Origin of the sequence: Methylocystis sp. L43 (assembly GCF_015709525.1) — a bacterium.
Classification (GTDB): Bacteria; Pseudomonadota; Alphaproteobacteria; order Rhizobiales; family Beijerinckiaceae; genus Methylocystis.
This window is the reverse complement of the sequence record NZ_JADNRA010000035.1, coordinates 153,710-174,002: the sequence shown is the minus strand read 5'-3', so window position 1 is coordinate 174,002 and position 20,293 is coordinate 153,710. Positions and strand designations below refer to the sequence as shown.

General features: G+C 63.3%; 19 protein-coding genes. 9 read left to right on the top strand and 10 right to left on the bottom strand.

The annotated features are described in order from the left end of the window. The first annotated feature begins 2 nt into the window (after positions 1-2). Positions 3-560, top strand: coding sequence for a 16S rRNA (guanine(966)-N(2))-methyltransferase RsmD (gene rsmD / locus IYX23_RS17030; RefSeq protein WP_196394163.1), 558 nt, complete (start codon positions 3-5; stop codon positions 558-560). 28 nt (positions 561-588) lie between these two features. Here the strand turns inward: rsmD and IYX23_RS17025 are convergent, their stop codons facing one another. Next, entirely contained in the window at positions 589-1,011 is a 423-nt protein-coding gene (locus tag IYX23_RS17025) for a hypothetical protein (protein WP_196394162.1), read from the bottom strand. Positions 1,012-1,254: 243 nt separating this feature from the next. Further along, complete coding sequence (gene mutS, locus IYX23_RS17020; RefSeq protein ID WP_196394161.1) at positions 1,255-3,936, bottom strand: DNA mismatch repair protein MutS; 2,682 nt, start codon at positions 3,934-3,936, stop codon at positions 1,255-1,257. Positions 3,937-4,058: 122 nt separating this feature from the next. On the opposite strand from mutS, the gene IYX23_RS17015 reads away from it, so the two are divergent. Next, positions 4,059-5,075 (top strand): DUF3616 domain-containing protein, encoded by a 1,017-nt coding sequence (locus tag IYX23_RS17015; RefSeq protein WP_196394160.1) that lies wholly within the window; start codon positions 4,059-4,061, stop codon positions 5,073-5,075. A gap of 135 nt (positions 5,076-5,210) precedes the next feature. Here IYX23_RS17015 and IYX23_RS17010 read toward each other — a convergent pair whose 3' ends face one another. Beyond that, positions 5,211-6,137, bottom strand: a complete 927-nt coding sequence (locus tag IYX23_RS17010) for a hypothetical protein (protein WP_196394159.1) — start codon at positions 6,135-6,137, stop codon at positions 5,211-5,213. A 299-nt stretch (positions 6,138-6,436) separates the two neighbouring features. Here IYX23_RS17010 and IYX23_RS17005 point away from each other — a divergent pair, with 299 nt between their 5' ends. From IYX23_RS17005 to IYX23_RS16995, 3 genes are all read left to right on the top strand, one after another. Then, positions 6,437-8,731: an NADP-dependent malic enzyme gene (locus IYX23_RS17005; RefSeq protein WP_196394158.1), complete on the top strand. Its 2,295-nt coding sequence runs from the start codon at positions 6,437-6,439 to the stop codon at positions 8,729-8,731. Positions 8,732-8,875: 144 nt separating this feature from the next. After that, positions 8,876-10,180, top strand: a complete 1,305-nt coding sequence (locus tag IYX23_RS17000) for a UDP-glucose/GDP-mannose dehydrogenase family protein (protein WP_196394157.1) — start codon at positions 8,876-8,878, stop codon at positions 10,178-10,180. A gap of 25 nt (positions 10,181-10,205) precedes the next feature. Continuing rightward, complete coding sequence (locus IYX23_RS16995; protein ID WP_196394156.1) at positions 10,206-10,595, top strand: SgcJ/EcaC family oxidoreductase; 390 nt, start codon at positions 10,206-10,208, stop codon at positions 10,593-10,595. Positions 10,596-10,628: 33 nt separating this feature from the next. Here the strand turns inward: IYX23_RS16995 and hemA are convergent, their stop codons facing one another. Beyond that, complete coding sequence (gene hemA, locus IYX23_RS16990) at positions 10,629-11,915, bottom strand: 5-aminolevulinate synthase (protein WP_154452253.1); 1,287 nt, start codon at positions 11,913-11,915, stop codon at positions 10,629-10,631. A gap of 314 nt (positions 11,916-12,229) precedes the next feature. Here hemA and IYX23_RS16985 point away from each other — a divergent pair, with 314 nt between their 5' ends. Both IYX23_RS16985 and IYX23_RS16980 read left to right on the top strand, forming a co-directional pair. Next, positions 12,230-12,769, top strand: a complete 540-nt coding sequence (locus tag IYX23_RS16985; protein ID WP_348643679.1) for a cob(I)yrinic acid a,c-diamide adenosyltransferase — start codon at positions 12,230-12,232, stop codon at positions 12,767-12,769. A 226-nt stretch (positions 12,770-12,995) separates the two neighbouring features. Next, a complete protein-coding gene (locus IYX23_RS16980; RefSeq protein ID WP_196394155.1) occupies positions 12,996-13,364 on the top strand; it encodes a hypothetical protein in 369 nt (122 codons plus the stop codon). Between the two features lie 180 nt (positions 13,365-13,544). Here the strand turns inward: IYX23_RS16980 and IYX23_RS16975 are convergent, their stop codons facing one another. The 4 genes from IYX23_RS16975 to IYX23_RS16960 are packed head-to-tail and all read right to left on the bottom strand — an operon-like array spanning position 13,545 to position 16,435. Further along, positions 13,545-14,336 (bottom strand): DUF2182 domain-containing protein, encoded by a 792-nt coding sequence (locus tag IYX23_RS16975; RefSeq protein WP_196394154.1) that lies wholly within the window; start codon positions 14,334-14,336, stop codon positions 13,545-13,547. 3 nt (positions 14,337-14,339) lie between these two features. Beyond that, positions 14,340-14,963, bottom strand: coding sequence for a DUF1326 domain-containing protein (locus tag IYX23_RS16970; RefSeq protein WP_196394153.1), 624 nt, complete (start codon positions 14,961-14,963; stop codon positions 14,340-14,342). A gap of 34 nt (positions 14,964-14,997) precedes the next feature. Beyond that, entirely contained in the window at positions 14,998-15,729 is a 732-nt protein-coding gene (locus IYX23_RS16965; protein WP_246716911.1) for an SDR family NAD(P)-dependent oxidoreductase, read from the bottom strand. A gap of 46 nt (positions 15,730-15,775) precedes the next feature. Beyond that, complete coding sequence (locus IYX23_RS16960) at positions 15,776-16,435, bottom strand: DUF938 domain-containing protein (protein WP_196394151.1); 660 nt, start codon at positions 16,433-16,435, stop codon at positions 15,776-15,778. Between the two features lie 244 nt (positions 16,436-16,679). Between IYX23_RS16960 and IYX23_RS16955 the strand changes: the two genes are divergently transcribed. Together IYX23_RS16955 and IYX23_RS16950 are read left to right on the top strand one after the other, a co-directional pair. Beyond that, entirely contained in the window at positions 16,680-17,645 is a 966-nt protein-coding gene (locus tag IYX23_RS16955; RefSeq protein ID WP_196394150.1) for a LysR family transcriptional regulator, read from the top strand. Between the two features lie 350 nt (positions 17,646-17,995). Beyond that, the gene (locus tag IYX23_RS16950) at positions 17,996-18,967 is read left to right on the top strand and encodes a YihY/virulence factor BrkB family protein (RefSeq protein ID WP_196394149.1); all 972 of its coding nucleotides are present in this window, start codon (positions 17,996-17,998) and stop codon (positions 18,965-18,967) included. A 113-nt stretch (positions 18,968-19,080) separates the two neighbouring features. Here the strand turns inward: IYX23_RS16950 and IYX23_RS16945 are convergent, their stop codons facing one another. Together IYX23_RS16945 and IYX23_RS16940 are read right to left on the bottom strand one after the other, a co-directional pair. Then, on the bottom strand, positions 19,081-19,635 hold the full coding sequence (locus IYX23_RS16945; RefSeq protein ID WP_196394148.1) for a hypothetical protein: 555 nt from the start codon (positions 19,633-19,635) through the stop codon (positions 19,081-19,083). 54 nt (positions 19,636-19,689) lie between these two features. Continuing rightward, positions 19,690-20,289 carry a hypothetical protein gene (locus IYX23_RS16940; protein ID WP_196394147.1) on the bottom strand — a complete coding sequence of 200 codons (600 nt, stop codon included), beginning with the start codon at positions 20,287-20,289 and terminating at the stop codon, positions 19,690-19,692. Between the last annotated feature and the right edge of the window lie 4 nt (positions 20,290-20,293).

Below are 20,293 nucleotides of genomic sequence, written 5' to 3'. Positions count from 1 at the left end.
CCATGCGCATCGTCGGCGGCGCCCTGCGCGGTCGGGCGCTTTCGGGACCACGTTCGCAGGCCATTCGACCAACGTCCGAACGGCTGCGCGAATCGGTTTTTGACATTCTCGCGCATCGCTTCGGCGATCCGGTTGCGGGCGCAAACGTCGTCGATCTCTTCGCCGGCGCCGGCGCGCTCGGACTCGAGGCCTTGTCGCGCGGCGCGGCGCGGGCGCTTTTCGTCGATGACGGCGCGGAGGCGCGCGCGCTGCTGCGCGCCAATATTGAAGCGCTGGGACTTGGCGGCGTCACGCGGATCTTTCGCCGGGACGCCACCAAGCTCGGCGCCGCGCCGGCGGGCGAAAGATTTTCGCTCGCCTTCCTCGATCCGCCTTATGGCAAGGATCTCGCGACACCCGCGCTCATCGCGCTTGTCGATGGCGGCTGGCTTGCGCCGGACGCCATCGTCGTCGTCGAAGAAAGCGCCAAGGCGCAAATCAACCTGCCGCCGAATTTGCTGCGCGAAGACGAACGCCGCTATGGCGACACGCAATTCGTCTTCGCGCGCAATCTTGCGTGACCTGCGGCGGACGCCCGCCGCAGCGCGCCTACTCAAAGGCGACTTGGACTTTCGTCACCGCGCGATCGAAAAGGCCGGTCGGCAGATAGCACAGCGGATTGGTGGCGAGCGGCGCTTCCCTGCAGTGTTCGTGATCGCTTGTCCAAGCATAGCCTGACTGCGCCATGCACCCCACAATATATTTGCGGATCAGGTGATCTGGGTCCAAGCGTCGATTTTCAGGATATGCGGACTCGCCGTCCAATTCGCAGGCCGACGTTTTAATCTGCTGCGCTTTGAAGAAGGACGAACTGGAGCCGATCAATCCGGCCTCAGCGCCAACGACCATGATCATTCCTCCGACAAAAGCCATGACAGCCGTCACCTTGCTGACCCTAAACTGGCCGTCGATCAATGAGAGCACGCTGCCTGTCGCCAAAGCGACGCCGACGAAAATCAACACGAGAATCATGACCCGTTCTCCGATGTCAGAGTAGTTTGGCGCCGCCGTCGAATGAGAGACGGACATGCGTAGCGAAGGCCGCAGGCGGCACCGGCGTATAGCCCCGATCCTTGCGACTTCATTCGACGCGTCTTGACGTCGACGGAAGGACGCAACGGGGCTCGATGGATTTGAGTGTGTGCTTCGAACGCGTCGCGGTCTGCGACTTAGTCACGAGTCTTTAAGCTTCGCTTCAAATCACAAAAGACGGCTTCAAAGTTTCTTCTTCAATTCGTAGAGCGCGGCGAGCGCTTCGCGCGGCGTCATCTGGTCCGGATCAATCTCTTGAAGCGCGTCGCGCAACGAATCCTTCGGCGCCGACGCCTCAGCGAGGCGTGCAAAGAGCGGCAGATCGTCGATCAAGGTCTCGACCGGCGCGCGACGGTCAGCTGCTTCCAACTCTGCGAGAATCGCGTGCGCACGCGCGACGACGCTCGCCGGCAGTCCCGCGAGCTGCGCGACATGCACGCCATAAGAGCGGTCGGCCGCGCCTTTGATCACCTCATGCAGAAACACTACGTCGCCGGCGTGATCGGTCACCTTCATCGTCAGATTGACGAGCCGCGGCAGCCGCTTTGAAAGCTGCGTCAATTCGTGGAAATGGGTGGCGAAGATCGCGCGCGAGCGATTCACTTCATGCAGATGTTCGATCGTCGCCCAGGCGATCGAAAGTCCGTCGAAGGTCGCCGTGCCACGACCGATTTCATCGAGGATGACGAGAGAACGGGGGCTCGCGCCGTTCAAGATCGCCGCGGTTTCGACCATCTCGACCATGAAAGTCGAGCGCCCGCGGGCGAGATCGTCAGAGGCGCCGACGCGCGAGAACAGCCTGTCGATGACGCCGATGCGGGCGGACTGCGCGGGAACGTAGGAGCCCGTCTGCGCGAGGAGCGCAATGAGCGCGTTCTGACGCAGATAGGTCGACTTGCCGGCCATGTTCGGACCGGTGACGACGGCGATTCGGCCGCCCTCGGTTCCGCAAAGATCACAATCGTTGGCGGCGAAAGCCTTGCCTTGCGACTGCAGCGACGCTTCGACGACGGGATGGCGCCCGCCGACAATCTCGAAATCGAGCGAGGCGTCGATCAGCGGGCGCGTCCAGCCGCGCTTCTCTGCGACTTCGGCGAGCGCGCCGTAGAGATCGAGCCGCGCGAACGCCTCGGCGAGGCGCCGCAAATCTTCAGCGCGCGCGCAGACGCCCGCGACCAGCGCGTCGAAGATCGCCAGTTCCCGCGCCAGCGCGCGATCGGCCGCCGAAGCGATCTTCGCTTCGAGTTCGACGAGTTCGCGCGTCGAGAAACGCATCGCGTCGGCCATGGTCTGCCGATGCGTGAAGGTCGCGTCGAACGGCGGCCGCAGCAGCCTCTCGCCATTCGCCAGCGAAACCTCGAGAAAAAACCCTAGAAAATTATTGTGCTTGATCTTCAGCTTTGTATCGGTGAGTTCGGCATATCGCCCCTGCAGCTCGGCGATCACCTTGCGGCTTGCGTCGCGTAGGCGTCTCGCGTCATCGAGTTCGGCGTCGCGGCCCTCGCGAATGAAATCGCCATTGCGCCTGTCGAGCGGCAGGCTGTCTTTCAAAGCTGCGGCGATGTCGTCAGCGAGCGCGATGTCCGCTTCAGAAAATATCTGAGCTTCCGCAGCGATCTCCGACGGGGGATCAAGGGGCGCAAAAAGCGTCGCGATGTCTTGCGCAGCGTCGAGCGCGACGCCGACGCTTGCGAGATCGCGCGGGCCGCCGCGCTCCAGCGAAAGGCGCGACAAGGCGCGAGAGAGATCCGGCGCGCGCGCGAGCTTCGCGCGGAACGCGCCGCGCAGATCCGGCTTTTCGAGAAAGAAGGCGACAGCGTCGAGGCGCGCTGCGATCAGTCGCGCGTCGGTCAAGGGCGCCGCGATCCGCTCGGCCAAGAGTCTCGCGCCGCCGGGCGTGACGGTGAGGTCGACGACCCAAAGCAGCGAGCCCTCGCGCGCGCCGGACAGCGTGCGCGTCAGTTCGAGATTGGCGCGCGTCGCCGCGTCGATTTCAAGCGCCGTCCGCGCGCGCAGGCTCGTTGGGCGCGACAGCGCCGGGCGCTGTCCCTTTTGCGTGCGCTCGACATAGAGGATCGCCGTCGCGGCGGCGGCGAGCTCACAATCGCTGAAGGCGCCAAAGCCCTCGAGCGTCGCCACGGCGTAGAACGCCATGAGGCGTCTTGCCGCGTCAGCGCCGTCGCCGATGTCGCGGCCGATCGGCGCGATGGGCGCGCCGGCGCCCTCGAAGAGCGTCGCAAGCGATGGGTCTCTGCACAGCGCGTCGACGGCGATGATTTCGCGCGGCTCCAGGCGCGCGATCTCGGCGCCAAGCGCATTCTCTTCGCGTTCACAGACCGTAAAGTCGCCCGTCGAAATGTCGACGCTCGCCAGGCCGTATCGCCAGCGGCCGTCCTCCCCGCGCAAGCGGGCGATGGCTAAAAAGGCGTTGTGCCTCGTGGGATCAAGCAGCGCGTCTTCGGTGATCGTGCCGGGCGTGACCAGCCGCACGACGTCGCGCCGCACCACCGATTTCGCGCCACGCTTCTTGGCTTCCGCCGGGTCTTCGGTCTGCTCGCAGACGGCGACGCGATGTCCAAGCGCGATGAGTTTTTGCAGATAATCATTGGCGCGCTCGACCGGCACGCCGCACATCGGAATGTCTTCGCCAAGATGCTTGCCGCGCTTCGTCAGCATGATGCCGAGCGCCCGCGACGCCGTCTGCGCGTCTTCAAAAAACAGCTCGTAGAAATCGCCCATGCGATAGAAGAGCAGGCAATCGGCGTTCGCCGCCTTGATCTCAATATACTGCGCGATCATGGGCGTCGCGCGCGTCTGCGCCTGGTCATTGAGATTTTGAGCAGGAACGGGCGCTGTGTGTTTCATGCCAGCCAGTGTAACGGCGTCGCGGCGCAAGCGCCACGCGCGGCATGCGCTTGCATGTGGACGACGCGTCCGCCCGGGCCTAGATTCGACTCTAGCTTGCCTGATTGGGATTGGGGACTTCGATGATTGTCGCCATCTATCGTCCTATCGCGATTGCCGCAGCTGGCGCTTGGCTGTGTTCGGCCGCTTTCGCCGCGGATCGCGTCGCGCCGGAATCGCCAATTGCTTGGCAAGTCGACAAGCATCCCTTTGGGTCGAAAAGGTCGAATGAAGCGTTCAGCGGCTTTGCCTGCGGAACGAGCGGCATGTGCGTGCTCGCCGTCGATGAAGGCCGCCAGGGCGCCTTCATGCGCATCAATGGCGAGCGGCTCGTCTCTGTCGGGAAACTCTTCGAATTCGATGGCGTGGAGAAGGAGCTCGACGCCGAAGCTGCGGCCGTCGACGGCGGCTATTTTTACGTGGCCGGATCACACGCCGCAAAGCGCGAAACATGCTGCGACAATTCTGACAGCCGACGAGTCTACCGGCTCACGGCCGACGAGAACGGCCATATCGGAACGATGGCGCACAGCGAGCGCCTGTGGGACGCGATGCGCGGCCTTCCCGAACTTGCATCCTATGCCGTTCCCGGCGACTGCCGCTGCGACAGGGCTCCGGGTCGCAACCGCATCGACATCGAGGGCATGGCGACGGCGAATGGGCGGCTGTTCTTCGCCTTGCGCGCGCCGAACGTCGACGGGAGCGCCTACATCGTCAGCGTCGACGCAAGGGCTCTTTTCGAGGGAGGCGATCTTCGACCCTCTCTCGCAACGGTTCGGCTGGGCGCCAACAAGGGCTTTCGAGATCTCGCAATCGCGGACGGCGAGGCGCTCGCTCTTGTTGGACCCAGCGACGCTGAATCGCCAGCGGACTATTCGATCGTCGAGTTGCGCGGACTGACGACCGGCGTAGCTGTGCAACCAAGAGAACTTGCAGCACTCGATCTTCAAAACGCGCCGCTAGGGAAGAAAGGCAGCCTCATCAAGCCGGAGGCCATCGCCGTGCTTGAGCTGAACCCCAGACGCTATCGCTTGCTCGTGCTCTCGGACGGAGGCGACGACGGCGCGCCGCTGGTCTTCAACATTCCCCGCAAGCCATAAGAAAAGCCCCGGAAGAGCGTTCTTCCGGGGCTTTATCGCAGCTCGTGTTAGCGCCAGAACGCCAGAAGGATGATGATCGGTATCGGAATCCCGAGCATCCATAGCAAGACAGACCGGAACATGTCACACCTCCAGTTAGAAGCGAGAGAACGCCGCGACGCCGACGTTTTCATCGCGATGGCGCCCGCCGAGCGTCGCGCCGTACCACGCCGCCACCGCGCCGAGCAGCATTGTCGCTGCGGAAAGGAAGGCGAGCAGGATGCCGGTCTTGCGCGCGGTCTCGGCCGTCTCCTTCGCCTTCGCCTGATCTTCGCGCAGGCGTTCGGCGCTCAGATCAACGCGCCGTTCGGCTTCCTGCGGGGCGAGGCCGGAGCGCGAAGCGAGAACATTGACGAGATAGGCGTGATCTTCTCCGGAGATTTCGCCTGTCGCCAAGCCGCGCTCGACGATGCGCTTCACGATCGCGCGCGGATATTCGGCCGGCATCGTCACGCCCCGTGCGTTCACGTCGCCATCGCCGCGCAACAGAAAATCGACTCGCTCTTCGACCGGAGTCACCGCGGGCGTAAGCGTCGACGTCTCGCTTCTCGCGCCCTCTGAAGACGCCGCTGCGGCAACGCCCGTCTTTGCGAGCTGGAAGATAGAAGCGCCTGCGATGAGCGCAAACACCACGATCGCGACTGCCCAGAGCACGAGGCCATGGACCCCGTCGCGAACTTCCACCTCGTCTTGCGAAACGTCTCCGGCGCGCCGGCGCAGCCGTCCCGTGACGTAACCGCCGACCGCAAAGCTCGAAACGGTGATCCAGAGCACCCAGAGCGTCAACGCGATCAGATGCACAACCAAGGACGCGCCGCCATAGGGCGACGTCATCGACAGGCCGATCGCTGAACCGAAGGCCCCCATGATGAAGGAAATTGCGCCGGCGATCGTTGCGCCGGCGATGATGGCGGCCCAATCGGTATTGGTCGACCGGCCGGACATGTCTTGTGCGGCCGCCACCGCGGCGGCTTCGCCGCGCGACGGCCCGACGCCGAGTCCCGTTTGCACGAAGTCAGTCATTCTGCATCTCCTCAGCGCAGGCCAAGAAATGATAAAATCGCCAGAACCACGACGATCAGTCCGACGAGATAAATGATGCCACTCATTGAAACCTCCGCTTCCGCTGTGCTGCCCGGAATCACGACCTAAGCCGCAGCGTGGACAGCCGCGCATGCCCTAAAACTCTGGCGCGGCGTCATTGTTCCGTGACGCTTGGTTCCGTGACGCTGGGCGCGGCCGCCTTGGGCAAAGCGCTTGTGGACGCAGCCACGCTCCGGGTATGGTCGCCGTGTTGCGTCGCAACAAGCAAAGGGGCGAAGATGGCCGACGACATGGCGGAAAATCGGGCGGAAGGAGAGCAGCGCGCGGCGATATCGGACAAGGAGGCGCTGCTGTTTCATTCGCGCGGCCGGCCCGGCAAGCTCGCCGTCATCGCCTCGAAGCCGATGGCGACTCAGCGCGACCTGTCGCTCGCCTATTCGCCGGGCGTCGCCGCGCCGGTGCTCGCCATCGCCAAGGATCCTTCAGCGGCGTTCGATTATACGACCCGCGGCAACATGGTCGCCGTCATCACCAACGGCACTGCGATCCTCGGGCTTGGCGATCTCGGCGCGCTTGCGGCGAAGCCGGTGATGGAAGGCAAGGCCGCGCTGTTCAAGCGGTTCGCCGACATCGATTCCATCGATCTCGAGATCGATGCGAAGGAGGTCGACGCATTCGTCAACGCCGTCCGATATCTCGGCCCCTCATTCGGCGGCATCAATCTCGAAGACATCAAGGCGCCGGAGTGTTTCGTCATCGAGGAGCGGCTACGCGATCTCATGGACATTCCGGTCTTTCATGACGATCAGCACGGAACGGCGATCATCTCCGCCGCCGGTATGCTCAACGCGCTGCTGCTGACGGGCCGTGACATCCGTGAAGCGAAACTCGTCTGCAACGGCGCCGGCGCCGCCGGCATCGCCTGTCTCGATCTCGCCAAAGCGATGGGTTTCGATCCGCGCAACGTCATCCTGTGCGACACCAAGGGCGTCGTCTATCGCGGCCGCCAGGAGGGGATGAACCAGTGGAAGAGCGCGCACGCCGTCGACACCACGGCGCGAACGCTCGCCGAGGCGCTGGAAGGCGCCGACATCTTCTACGGCCTTTCGGTCAAGGGCGCCCTGACGCCAGCCATGCTTCGCAGCATGGCGGACAACCCGATCGTCTTCGCCATGGCCAATCCCGACCCGGAGATCACGCCCGAAGAAGCGCGCGCCACGCGCGCCGACGTGATCATCGCCACGGGCCGTTCCGACTATCCCAACCAGATCAATAACGTCCTGGGTTTTCCGTATATTTTCCGGGGCGCGCTCGACGTGCGCGCCAAGACGATCAACATGGAGATGAAGATCGCTGCGACGAAGGCGCTCGCCGATCTCGCGCGCGAGGACGTGCCGGACGAGGTCGCCAACGCCTACCGCGGCGCCCGGCCGCGTTTCGGCCGTGACTATATTATCCCGGCGCCTTTCGACCCGCGCCTGATCTCCATCATTCCGCCCGCCGTGGCGCTGGCGGCGATGGACACCGGCGTCGCGCGACGCCCCATCGTCGACATGAAGGCCTATCGCGCCGAGCTTTCAGCGCGGCGCGATCCGATCGCCGGGCTGATGCAGACCATTCACGAACGCGTGCGGCGCGATCCCAAGCGCGTCGTCTTCGCCGAGGGCGAAGAGGAGCAGGTCATCCGGGCCGCCCTCTCCTTCGTTCATCAGGGTTTCGGACGCGCCGTGCTCGTCGGCCGGGAGGATCGCGTCAAGGAAGCGGCGGCGAACGCCGGCCTTGAGCTTCCGGCGGAGATCGAAATCCACAACGCCAAACTTTCGCACCGCAACGCGGTCTATGCGCAGTTCCTGTTCGAGCGCCTGCAGCGCAAGGGCCTTCTGATGCGTGACTGCCAGCGACTGATCAATCAGGATCGCAATCATTTCGCTGCGGCGATGGTGGCGCAGGGCGACGCCGACGCCATGGTGACGGGCGTCACGCGCAATTTCTCCCACGCGCTTGAAGACGTGCGCCGCGTCGTCGACCACAAGCCGGGCCACCGCGTCATCGGCGCGTCGATCATTCTCGCCAATGGCCGCGTCGTCGTCGTCGCCGACACCGCGATCACCGAAATGCCCGACGCCCACGAGCTTGCGGAAATCGCCATTGAGGCGGCCGGCGTGGCGCGCCGCATCGGACTCGTGCCGCGGGTCGCCATGCTGGCCTTTTCGACATTCGGCTATCCGCCGGGCGAGCGCACGGCGCGCGTGCATCAGGCGGTCAATGTTCTCGACCACCGGCGCGTCGATTTCGAATATGAGGGCGAGATGGGCGCGGACATTGCGCTCAACAAGGATTTGATGAGCGCCTATCCGTTTTCGCGGCTCACTGAGACAGCGAATGTTCTTGTCATGCCAGCGTTTCATTCGGCGGCTATTTCGACAAAAATGTTACAGGAACTGGGCGGCGCGACCGTTCTCGGTCCGCTGATCGTCGGACTCGACAAACCGATTCAAATCGTCCAACTCGGCGCGACGGACACGGAGATCGTCAATATGGCGGCGCTCGCCGCCTTCGGCGTCGGCGGATGACCCACCCCCTTGATGGGTAGAGTCGCGCGGTAGGCGCGGGCGGGCTGAACCGCGCGTCCCGCACTCTGCTCGCCTCCACCCGCGCGGCTTCCCCGCGCAACCTCCCTTGGGAGGCATCGCACATGAAGCGAGAGACTGACGCTGATGAACATTACGATGATTGGTTCGGGCTATGTGGGTCTGGTCTCGGGCGCCTGTTTCGCCGACTTCGGCCACAACGTCATTTGCGTCGACGCCGACGCGAACAAGATCGAGCGCCTGAAGGCGGGCGAGATACCGATCTTTGAACCCGGCTTAGACGAACTCGTCGCCAATAACGTTGAACAGAACCGCCTCTCCTTCACCACCGAACTCGAATCCTCGGTGAGGGGCGCGGACGCGGTGTTCATCGCGGTCGGCACGCCGTCGCGGCGCGGCGACGGCCATGCGGATCTGTCCTTCGTCTACGCCGTCGCACAGACCATCGCCAAAGCGCTCGAAGGATTCACGGTCGTCGTCAATAAATCGACCGTCCCCGTCGGCACCGGCGATGAAGTCGAGCGGATTATCCGTGAAGTCAATCCGGACGCCGACTTCACCGTCGTTTCCAATCCTGAATTCTTGCGCGAAGGCGCGGCGATCGAGGATTTCAAACGCCCCGACCGCGTCGTCATCGGCATCGAAGATCCGCGCGCGCGCGACGTGATGGAGGAAATCTATCGTCCGCTGTCGCTGAACGCGCCGCCGCTGGTCTTCGTTGGGCGCCGCACGTCGGAGCTCACCAAATACGCGGCCAACGCCTTTCTCGCGACGAAGATCACCTTCATCAACGAAATCGCCGATCTGTGCGAAAAGGTTGGCGCTGATGTGCAGGAGGTCGCGCGCGGCATCGGACTCGACAAGCGCATCGGCGCGAAATTCCTGCACGCCGGCCCCGGCTATGGCGGCTCCTGCTTTCCGAAAGACACGCTGGCGCTGATCAAGACGGGGCAGGACGAAGGCGCGGCGCTGCGCATCGTCGAAACGGTCGTCGCCGTCAATGACGCGCGCAAGAGGGCGATGGCGCGCAAGGTCATCCATGCGCTCGGCGGCTCGGTGCGCGGCAAGAAGATCGCGCTCTTAGGATTGGCCTTCAAGCCTAACACCGACGACATGCGCGATGCGCCCTCGCTCGCCATCGTCGCTTCGCTTGCCGGCGACGGGGCGCAGGTGCACGCCTATGACCCCGAGAGCATGGCGCAGGCGCGTCCGCTGATGCCGGAAGTCACCTTCCACGACAACGCCTATTCGGCGCTGGAAGGCGCCGACGCGCTCGCCATCGTCACCGAATGGGACGCGTTCCGCGCGCTGGATCTCGATCGGGTCAGAAGCCTCTTGAAGCAGCCGATCATCGTCGATCTGCGCAACGTCTATCGCCCCGGCGACGTGCGCAAGCGCGGCTTCACTTATGTGAGCGTCGGACGGACGTGAGAGGGCTTACGCGGAGGATTGTGGCGTGACGGACGACGAAAGAGCCATTCGCGCGTTGGTCGAAGCCTGGATGGCCTGCAGCAAAGCGGGCGATCTTGCAGCGCTGCTCGATCTGATGACGGATGACGTGATTTTTTTGACGCCGGGGGGAAAGCCATTCGGCAAGGAGGCTTTCGTAGCCGCTTCGAAAAACATGAAGAACGTCGCAATCGAGGGGCGCAGCGAAATCCAGGAACTCTGCATTTTTGGCGACTGGGCGTATCTGCGCAATTACATCGACATGACGGCGACGCCTCTAGACGGAGGCGCGCCTTTGCACCGGACCGGATATGCCATGTCGATTCTACGCAAGGAAGCCGACGGGCGATGGCGGCTGGCCCGAGACGCAAATCTTCTGGCTGCGGAAAAATCCTGAACCGAAAAGATTTGCGGCCGTCATTTCGCGCGCCTACTGCGCCGCGAGTTTAATCTCGGGATAGGTGCATTTCTCGTCGCTCTTCGCCGCGACATGCAGATGCGACGGCGGCTCGACGAAGGGAATGCCGAGCGTATGCCAGACGTCGACGAGCGACTCGACGAGATTGGCGATATGCGCCGGCGTGTGGCAGGGCGTTGGCGTGACGCGCAGCCGCTCGCTTCCCTTCGCCACCGTTGGATAGTTGATCGGCTGAATGTAGATCGAGTGGCGATCGAGCAGCAGGTCGCTCGCAGACTTGCAAAGCTCGGCGTCGCGCACCATCACCGGCACGATATGCGAGCCATTTTCCATCACGGGCAGGCCGGCGGCGGCAAGCGCGTGCTTGGTGATATGCGAGGCGCGCTGATGCGCCGCGCGCAGATCCGGCCGGCGCTTGAGCAGCCGCACCGCGGCGCAGGCGGCGGCAGCGACGGCCGGCGGCAGCGCCGTCGTGAAGATGAAGGAAGCCGCATAGGACCGGATCGCGTCGATGATGACGGCGTCGCCAGCGATATAGCCGCCCATCGTGCCGAAGCCCTTGGCGAGCGTGCCCTCGATCACATGGACGCGCCCCATCACGCCTTCGCGTTCGCAGATGCCGCCGCCGCGCGCGCCATACATGCCGACCGCATGCACCTCGTCGACATAGGTCATCGCGCCATAGCGCTCAGCCAGCGCGACGATGTCGGCGACCGGCGCGATATTGCCGTTCATCGAATAGAGGCTTTCGAAGACGACGAGCTTGGGCCGATCGCCCGCTTCGATCAGCAGCTCTTCGAGATGCGCAAGATCATTGTGCCGGAAGATCTTCTTCTCGGCGCGCGAGCGCTTCACGCCTTCGATCATTGAATTGTGGTTCGAGGCGTCGGAGAGAATGACGCAATTGGGCAGCAGGTCGGCGATCGTCGAGATTGCCGCGAGATTGGAAATCCAGCCGGACGTGAAGACGAGCGCGGCTTCCTTGCCGTGCAGATCGGCGAGTTCGCGTTCAAGCTCGACAATGGCGTGGCTGGTGCCGGAAATATTGCGGGTGCCGCCGGAGCCGGCGCCGACTCTGCTCGCCGTGTCGACCATGGCGGCGATCACGTCCGGATGCTGGCCCATGCCGAGATAGTCGTTGGAGCACCAGATGGTCACTGGCTCGACCGAGCCGTCCTCGCGATGCCAATTCGCTAGCGGGAAAGCTTCGACGTCGCGCTCCAGATGCGCAAAGACGCGGTAGCGGCGCTCGTCCTTCAGACGGGAGACGGCGGCCTCGAAGTAACGCCGATAGACCATGCTCGAACCCTTTGATTTTTCCCTTGTCCCGGAGTGCGACGACAAGCTCCCGTCCTGCCTGCCGTCCAGTTTGGACGTTTTCTTACATAGCCGATCCGCGCATTAAAGGCGAGTGGCCGAATGACGCGCCCGCGCCTCTTTTCTTGCGCAGCGCGGCGCCACCGCCAATAAAAACAATGGCGCCACGAGGCAGCGGCGCCGCCCGGCGGCGCCCCGACCGCGCCTTGCCCGGCTCCACCTTCAGCGAGGCTTTTTCCAACGCGGCGTTTATGGGATGACCGGCTGGCCTTGCGTGAGGTAACGAAGAGACGGGGGTGCGCGTGACGGCGATGAAGCTCTATACGAAAAAAGGCGACAGAGGCCAGACAAGCCTCTTCTCGGGGCGGCGGGCGGCGAAGTTCGATCCGCGCGTGGCGGCGGTCGGCGATCTCGACGAATTGTCGGCGAGCCTCGGACTCGCGCGCGTCGTCTTCCCCGAAGCGAACGATCTTTTGAGCGGCGCGCAAAAGGCGCTCTACACGATCAGCGCCATCGTCAGCGCCGAAGCGCGGAAGATCGATCTTGCCTTCGACGACGCCGAGACCGCGGCGCTCGAAGCCGAAATCGATCGCGCCACCGACGCGCTGCCGCCGCTGCGCGATTTCATCTATCCGGGAGAGGCGGAAGCGAGCGCGCGTCTCCATATGGCGCGCGCTGTCGCGCGGCGGGCCGAGCGCAGCGTCGCCGCGCTCGATGAACCGCCGGCGCCCGAAAGCGCGCTGGCCTATCTCAATCGCCTGAGCGATCTATTGTTCGCCCTGGCGCGGCTCGCAGACCTGCACAGCGGACACGGGGACCGGATGCTCGGCGGGTGAGCTTTCGTGAGCCGTGAACGCGCCAAGAGCGGAGATTTCTTGCGGTCTGAGATGCACTCAATTTTATGAATGAGGTAGGCGAAAGTGTCGTCATCCGGCTCGCCTCCCGCCGTTGCGTTCCGCGCCCTCATAGGCGGGAACAAGCAAGCGGGGCTGGCGTTACAGGGTGGGCGTTGGGGTGTTGTCGGATCGGACCTGGCTGAGCCTGGCCGAAGGAGTTCCGCCAATGAATAACCCACGCGAGATAGTTACTGCGGCGCTCGCCGCCACGATCGCAATCGCGCTGCTGTCCATTTCAACTTCAGCTTCGGCATGGGCCCGCTGTGGCGGGGATTGGGGGCCCGACGACATGGCGCTAGGCGCGGCGGCGAGCTACCCGTGTAGCGAGGGCTATTACGGCTCTGCCTATCCGTACGGCCATTACGGCTCTGGAAACTACGGCTATTACGGTGCAGCCAATGCCGCGCCTGTCGCGACTGAGGGCTATTATTGTGCGACCCCCGTGAAGACCTGCTTGCTCAAAGAGCCCGGATGGCTCGGGACTGGTTGTTCCTGCGCAGTGTCGTGCGGCCGTGCGCGAGGGATAGTCGAATAGAGCGTCGCAAAGAAGCTGCGGCCGAGATAAGAAATCGGCCGCAGTGTTTCGTCACAATATGAGGCGCGACGCGTGCGATCGTCCCCCGTCGTGTAACTGAACGACGCGGCGCAGCTAAAAAGTCAGCTCGGCGGGCGAGGTGAAGAGCGGGCCGGCGGTGCGCGGCCCGGCCACGCCCGATCATCCATGGATGATCGGAAACGCCTGAGGCTGGAGAATGATCAAGAGGCCGTAGACGAGGATGGCGATGCCCATGGCCTGCGCCACGGCGGGGCCCCATGGCAGGGTCTTCTCGGCGAAAACGATCGCCGTCACGCTCGCAAGCGCGGCGACGTTCATCATGCCGAGAGGAAACATGATCGCGCAAAGCAGCCAGCAGCAGCCAAGGCACCAGGCGCCGTGGTGGGCGCCCATCTGCAGGGCGCCGAGCGTCCCCTCGCGCCAGGAGGTCATGATGAAGCTGATCGGCGTGCGGCATTTGGTCAGGCAGAGCTCTTTCAACGGCGTGAGCTGGTAGAGTCCGGCGGCGATAAGGATCAACCCGCCGATCCGGCCCTGCGCCGGCGCCGAAAGATCCAGACGCGCGGCGCCCGCCTCCGCGGCGAGCGCGCCAAGATAAGCGAGGAGGCCAGACGCCATCCAGACGAGCAGATAGCCGGCGAGGAAGGCCCATGTTCCGACGAAGGCCTGTCCCCGTTTGCGGCGCGCGGCCTGTACCTTGTGGAAGGTGAGCGCCATCGGCGCCACCGTCGGAAACATCATCGCAATCGTCATCGCCAGCCAGACGGCGATGAACAGCGGCGCGCCGAGTCCCATGGACGGCGAGGCCATGCTGCTATGGGCGTCATGACCTGCGCCTTGCCAGATCAGAAGCGTCCACGCCGCGACCGACAAGGCGATGAGCAGGGCCAGGATCGCGTTACGCTGAAGTGCGATCAGGTCTAAGCGTCTGTTCCATGCGAGGGGCGCCATCCGTCAATTCGACCATTCGATCGGCGCGTAATGCCCGTTCTGGCCCGAATTATTCCAGTCCATGCCGTGGTCATTGAAATGGTTGCCCGTGCGGCCGACGCCGAAAGCGATTTTCTCCGGCGCGAGCGGATGCCCGGTCATGCCCCAGATTTCGCCGCTCGGATGCATGCTCGCCAGCGGATCGACGGCGACGGCGAGAACGCCCGGAATTTCGACCGCGCGTGATTTGCCCTCGATCGTGTAATGGATCGAGGTCTTCTTGACGCCGAGATGCGTTCCGACCAAAGGCGCGAAAGCCGCCATCGGTCCGCCTTCGTCGCCGCCGAAAATCGCGCCCAGAGCGGCGGTCTGTTCGTCGGTTGCGCGCTCGTCGATATAGACGGCGAGCGTCCAGTCGCCCTCCGCCATCGGTCCCGGCGCATGCGCCGCAAGCGCCACATTCAGCCCATCCAGCGCCACGTCGCCGTAATGGCCTTTGTCGATGTGGAACGCCAAAATGTTGTCGCAACACCCTTGCGTCGGCATCGCCATCATGGCCTTGGTCGAGACCAGGCAGGGACAGACGATGTCGCAATTGCAGTTCTCGAGATAGTCGCCGACAAAGCGCCACTTTGTTCGCGTCGCCATTTTCTGCTTTCTCCGCGGCCGTGAATGTGCGGACCTAGAATGGCTCCTTGAAGGGCCGAAGGTCCATTTCGTGAGTCCAGGCGCTGCGCTTTTGACAGTGCAGCGCCCAATAGGCGTCGGCGATGTCGTCAACGGCAAGGACGCCGTCCGCGCCCTTGGAGTGCGTGTAGTCGGCGAAATTCGTCGCCGCATATTCGCCCGCGATCACGCCGTCGACGACGATATGGGCGACATGAACGCCCTTTGAGCCAAACTCGCGCGCAAGCCCTTGGGCGACGGCGCGCAAGGCGGCTTTGGCGGCGGCGAAGGCCAGGAAGGGCGGACGCGCCCGCAAGGACGCCGTCGCGCCGGTGAACAGGATCGTGCCCTGCCCGCGGTGGGAGAAGCGCCGGGCCGCCTCCCGCCCGACGACGAAGCCGCCGAGGGCGTTTTGGCGCCAAAGGCGCTCGAAGAGTTCGGGCGTCGTGTCCTGAGCAGAAGCCGCGATATTATTCCCGACATTGTAGGCGACCAGCGCGAGGTCGCCGTCGCGGTCTGCTTCGTCGAAGAGGGCGGCGACATCGGCTTCGCTGGTGGCGTCTGCGACCTTGATCGCGACCGCGCCGCCCGCGGCGCCAATCTGCTCGGCGACGATTCGCAGCCGCTCCGGCGTGCGGCCCGCGACCATGACGCGGAGCCCTTCGCGCGCGAAACGCCGCGCCAGCGCCGCGCCGAGGCCCGACTCGGCGCCGACCCCAATCACGAGCGCCACCCCCCTATTCGCCATCGCCGCTTCTGTCATAGCGCGTCAATTCTCTTCGGCCGCGCTCGCCTCATGCGCGCCCAAAGAGAAGAATGAAGTTGTTCGCGGGCATGTCCATGATTTTTTTAAGCGCGATATTGTGTGCGTTGGCGGCGCGTTCGAGATCGCGCACGTCCTTAAGGCCCCATTCGGCGATATTGGGCGCAAGGATTTCCTTATCGAAAGCGGCGTTTGACTCGGTCGTATAACTGCCATCAACCTTGAACGGCCCGTAGATCGCGACAAAGCCATCCTTCGTCAACACCCGGTCGGCGACTTGAGCGATGCCGTCACAGATCGAGACCGGCGCGACCTGGAAGAGGTTCACCACGAAAATGCCGTCGTAGAGCCGATCGCTGGCGCTGGGCCAGGTCTGTGGCTCAGTCAGATCGATTTTGATGGGATCGAAGATATTTTTGCTGCCTGCTTCATCGCGCTTCTTCTTGATCGAATCGAACACTTCGACGTCATAGTCAGAAGGCTGAAACGACAGATTCGGGAAATGCGGCGCGAAATAGTTGATGTGGTTGCCGGCGCCGCTCGCAAGTTCCAGCACATTGCCGCTGTTCGGAAAGATCACTCTGAACATGCTGAGAATCGGATCACGATTTCGATTCCCCGCCCACGCGACATAGGGGCTGAGCGGATGCGGATCAATCGGCGGACGGTCTGCAGGCACATTGATGGACATGGCGGTCCTCCTCGGCTTTCCTCGACGCTTGCGCCGCTTCGCCCGTCGGCGCGGAAGCGTCGAACGCTTCGCGGCCTTCATTTTTGGATCTTGTTCCGGCCCAAGCCGCCGGAAGCTTTATCGATTGTCGCCGACGCGGTAAAATTCGAAAATCTTATGAACTCATTCGGGGAACTAAACCCCTAGACGTGCTGCGTCGACGAGTTCGAAACAGCAGACTCAATTCGCAAGAGGCAGCGACAGGATGGTCAACCTCAAGTCTTTCGACCTCAATCTGTTGCTGGCGTTGAAGGCGCTTCTCGAAGAGAAGAACGTGTCGCGCGCCGCAGAAAAGCTATGTCTGAGCCAGCCCGCCATGAGCCATATTTTGCGCAGGCTGCGTGACCAGCTCGATGATCCGATATTGGTGAAGTCCGCATCGGGCTTGGTCCCTACGGCGCGCGCGCTTGCGTTGCTGGAGCCGACGGCGGCCGTGCTTCGGGAGATCGAAAGGATCGTCGAACCGCCGCCAGAATTTGATCCCGCGACCAGTCGCCGGCGTTTCGTGATCTCCACAAGCGACTACGTCGGCTTCGCCCTGTTGCCGACGCTTGCCGAGTCGATGATCCGCATCGCCCCGCATATCGAGGTGCATATTCGGCAGCCGATAACAGGGCCGCCCCACATCGTGCTCGAGAAAGACAATATCGATCTGGCGATCGGCTTCGACGCAATCTTCGGCAGCACGCCGCATGTCTGCTCGCAGGCGTTGATGGGCGAGAGCATCGTTTGCCTCACAAGAAAATCGAACGCGCAAGTCCCGGGCGATGACATCAGTCTGGCGCAATTTCTGGAAGGCAAGCATGTGCTGATCAGCTGGCGGGAAGCAGGGACGGGCCTGATCGACGACAGTCTCGCGAAGCTGGGACTACGTAGAAACGTATTTCTTGTTCTGCCGAACTTCTTGACGACGCCCTGGATTCTCGAGAAGACCGACCTCATGCTCTGTCTGCCACAAAGGATGGCCGAGCAGTTCGTACAGCTGGCTCCGCTCAAAATCCTGCCGATCCCGATCGACCTGCCGCGCTACGAGTTGATGATGCTCTGGCATCCACGCCATGAGAAAGATCACGCGCACATGTGGCTGCGGGAGCGCGTGCGAATGTCCTGCCGCCGCGACAGCGGCGACGATGCGAACGTCGGCGCTGGCGCCAAGGCGCATATTCACTAAGTGCGAATTTTTGCGAGTCACCGCAGTCTAAGCCGCCTGAAGACGCGCTGAATCGACACGCCGCAAGAACACGGCCCGACGAAAATCCGCGTCGGGCCGCGGCCTCCGCTTCGTCGACGGCTCCCTCGCACCCTAGATCGGGCGCGAGGCGAATGCCTTCGTCACATCGCGGTTGGCTACCGCGGCGCCTGCGGCCTTTAGGATCGACAGGCGCTGCGACGACGTCAGCGGAACCATGAAAGCGGCGCGCGAGCAGTCCGGCGCTGACGAGAGCGCAAACAAAAGGAATGCGTGGAACAGCGGTTGCAGCCCGTTGTTTAAGCCGGTGCTTGTTTTATGGGAGAAGCGCAATGGCGATGACGACAGCGCGGCCTGATCGTGGGCGATCCGCCTCGACGCCGACAGAGATTCCGCAGACAGGTTGGAAGGACATTCTGTGGCGCGTCTACAATGGCGTCGGCGAAGACCGCATTCTCGCCATTGCCGGCGGCGTGACGTTCTACGCACTGCTTGCAATTTTCCCGGCGCTGGCGGCGCTGGTTTCCGCCTTTTCCTGGCTCGCAGACCCCGCGATGATCGACGCGCAAATCGGCGCGCTCGCCGGTCTGATGCCTGAGGACGTCATTTCATTCGTTCGGGATCAGCTCACCAGCATCGCCGGGAGCGCCGACGCCGGCTTGGGGCTCGCATCAATCGCAGGCTTCCTCGTTTCAATTTGGAGCGCGAACGCCGGCATGAAGGCGCTGTTCGACGCACTGAACGTCATTTACGGGGAGCGCGAGAAGCGCGGGTTCGTCCGGCTGAATCTTGTATCGCTCGGTTTCACATTATTGGGCGTTATTCTTTTGAGTTTCGCGCTCGCGGCGATGTTGGTCTTGGGGCCCGCTGTGCAAGGCGCAAGCGGAGCGCCGGCCTACCTTCAGGATCTGCTTCGCATCGCCAGATGGCCGCTGCTGCTGATTGTCGTCTCTCTCGCGATCTCCGTCCTTTATCGTTACGGTCCGAGCCGAGATGAAGCCAAATGGCGCTGGGTGAGTTGGGGTGGCGTATTCGCTGCGGTCGGCTGGCTCGTGACGTCGATTCTGTTCTCCTGGTACGCGAAAAACATCGGACATTTCAATGAAACCTATGGCGCTCTCGGCGCCGTGATGAGCTTCATGGTCTGGCTGTGGGTTTCGTCGATCGTTTTGCTCATCGGCGCAAAGGTGAATGCGGAGATGGAGCACCAAACGAAGGAAGACACGACCGTAGGGGAACATCGCCCGCTCGGCGAGCGCGGCGCTGTGATGGCCGACACGGTCGGCGAAGCGGCGGACCGATGAGTTGAGCGAACTGGGCGTCCCGCTTGTTGCGCGGTGCGAAGGCCGAAGGCGTCGCGATCATGGGGGCAGGTCACAACGTCATGACCTGCCCATCGTCGACGGCTCCTTTGCGTTCAGATCGGATGCGGGGCGAGCGCCTTCGTCACATCGCGCTTCGCTGCCGCGGCGCCTGCGGCCTTCAACATCAGCAGCGCAACAAAGGCGCTGAGATTGATGAGAAAGATCCGCGTCACGACCGGCGCGGTGAAATGGTCGACGCCGGGGCCCGTCGCCGCCGTAACCGCCAAAACCAGACTCTCATAGACGACGAAAGCCGCAAGGAAAGCGGCGAGCCCGCCAGCGAAACCAGAAAAGCGGCGCGCGAGCAGGCCGGCGCTTTCACACGACAGCAGAGCGATGACGCCGAGCGCGCCGCCCCAAAACAGCGTCATGGCGTCCGTCGGATAATGCAGGAAAAGAAAACCCACGGCCTGATTGGCGAACCAGACTGCGCCCGTCAGCAGCAGGGCCTCGTGACGCGCGCTGGTGAGCGCCGCGACGGCGGCGAAGCCCGCGAGCGGCAAGGCGCACGCCCAACCGAAGCTGAAAATGACGCTCGCGGCGATGAAGGTCGCGGCCCAGAAGATGCGGCGGTTTGTCGTCGGCAGAGTGGAAAGCGTCAGCGACATGAGGTTTCTCCTTTCAAGTGAACACGGGGAAGTCGAATTCAAAAGCGCGGCGCGTCAGTCTCCTCGCAACCGGCCTGCTGAACGATCGATGGGATCAGGCTCGTGCAGGCCAAACCAGCGCGCGCGCAATTTGTCCCACAGCGCCAAGCGCGACCAATCCGGTTCTTTGAGGACTTTGTCCGTCTCCGCGTCGAGGAACGGATTGGGCAGCAGCACGGTGATCTGCTGTTCGCCGGCGCCATTGAACAGCTGCAGTCCCCACGACATCGGCACGCAGCTCGTGTTTCGCCGCCGATAGAGTTCGGCGCGCGACGTGCGTCTGAGCTTAGCAAGTTCGGGAGACGTCGGCCGCGCGCGCGATCCCTTGTTCTCGCCGATGCAGACATGGAAGTGCGTGACGCCGAAAGCGACGGTGAGATAGCCGTCGAGCAGCCTTATGCGCGTTGGCGCACGATCGGCGTGGATCTCCCACGCCGCGCCCTGAATGATCGGTCCGAAGACGATCTCGCGCCAGTGATGTTCGAAAAGGTCGCGAAACAGTTCTTCAAGACTCGCCGTATCCAGCGGCAGCGAGAAGACGTCGAGCGATGCGCCGTCGGGCTCGACGATGCGTCTTGGCGTTACGCTTGGTTTTAGGTCTGAATTCGTTTCCATGTCG

Excerpts from the sequence above, each read along its gene's own strand:
- rsmD (WP_196394163.1), top strand. The coding sequence starts at position 3 with ATGCGCATCGTCGGCGGCGCCCTGCGCGGTCGGGCGCTTTCGGGACCA.
- IYX23_RS17025 (WP_196394162.1), bottom strand. The coding sequence starts at position 1,011 with ATGATTCTCGTGTTGATTTTCGTCGGCGTCGCTTTGGCGACAGGCAGC.
- mutS (WP_196394161.1), bottom strand. The coding sequence starts at position 3,936 with ATGAAACACACAGCGCCCGTTCCTGCTCAAAATCTCAATGACCAGGCG.
- IYX23_RS17015 (WP_196394160.1), top strand. The coding sequence starts at position 4,059 with ATGATTGTCGCCATCTATCGTCCTATCGCGATTGCCGCAGCTGGCGCT.
- IYX23_RS17010 (WP_196394159.1), bottom strand. The coding sequence starts at position 6,137 with ATGACTGACTTCGTGCAAACGGGACTCGGCGTCGGGCCGTCGCGCGGC.
- IYX23_RS17005 (WP_196394158.1), top strand. The coding sequence starts at position 6,437 with ATGGCCGACGACATGGCGGAAAATCGGGCGGAAGGAGAGCAGCGCGCG.
- IYX23_RS17000 (WP_196394157.1), top strand. The coding sequence starts at position 8,876 with ATGAACATTACGATGATTGGTTCGGGCTATGTGGGTCTGGTCTCGGGC.
- hemA (WP_154452253.1), bottom strand. The coding sequence starts at position 11,915 with ATGGTCTATCGGCGTTACTTCGAGGCCGCCGTCTCCCGTCTGAAGGAC.
- IYX23_RS16980 (WP_196394155.1), top strand. The coding sequence starts at position 12,996 with ATGAATAACCCACGCGAGATAGTTACTGCGGCGCTCGCCGCCACGATC.
- IYX23_RS16975 (WP_196394154.1), bottom strand. The coding sequence starts at position 14,336 with ATGGCGCCCCTCGCATGGAACAGACGCTTAGACCTGATCGCACTTCAG.
- IYX23_RS16970 (WP_196394153.1), bottom strand. The coding sequence starts at position 14,963 with ATGGCGACGCGAACAAAGTGGCGCTTTGTCGGCGACTATCTCGAGAAC.
- IYX23_RS16965 (WP_246716911.1), bottom strand. The coding sequence starts at position 15,729 with ATGGCGAATAGGGGGGTGGCGCTCGTGATTGGGGTCGGCGCCGAGTCG.
- IYX23_RS16960 (WP_196394151.1), bottom strand. The coding sequence starts at position 16,435 with ATGTCCATCAATGTGCCTGCAGACCGTCCGCCGATTGATCCGCATCCG.
- IYX23_RS16955 (WP_196394150.1), top strand. The coding sequence starts at position 16,680 with ATGGTCAACCTCAAGTCTTTCGACCTCAATCTGTTGCTGGCGTTGAAG.
- IYX23_RS16950 (WP_196394149.1), top strand. The coding sequence starts at position 17,996 with ATGGCGATGACGACAGCGCGGCCTGATCGTGGGCGATCCGCCTCGACG.
- IYX23_RS16945 (WP_196394148.1), bottom strand. The coding sequence starts at position 19,635 with ATGTCGCTGACGCTTTCCACTCTGCCGACGACAAACCGCCGCATCTTC.
- IYX23_RS16940 (WP_196394147.1), bottom strand. The coding sequence starts at position 20,289 with ATGGAAACGAATTCAGACCTAAAACCAAGCGTAACGCCAAGACGCATC.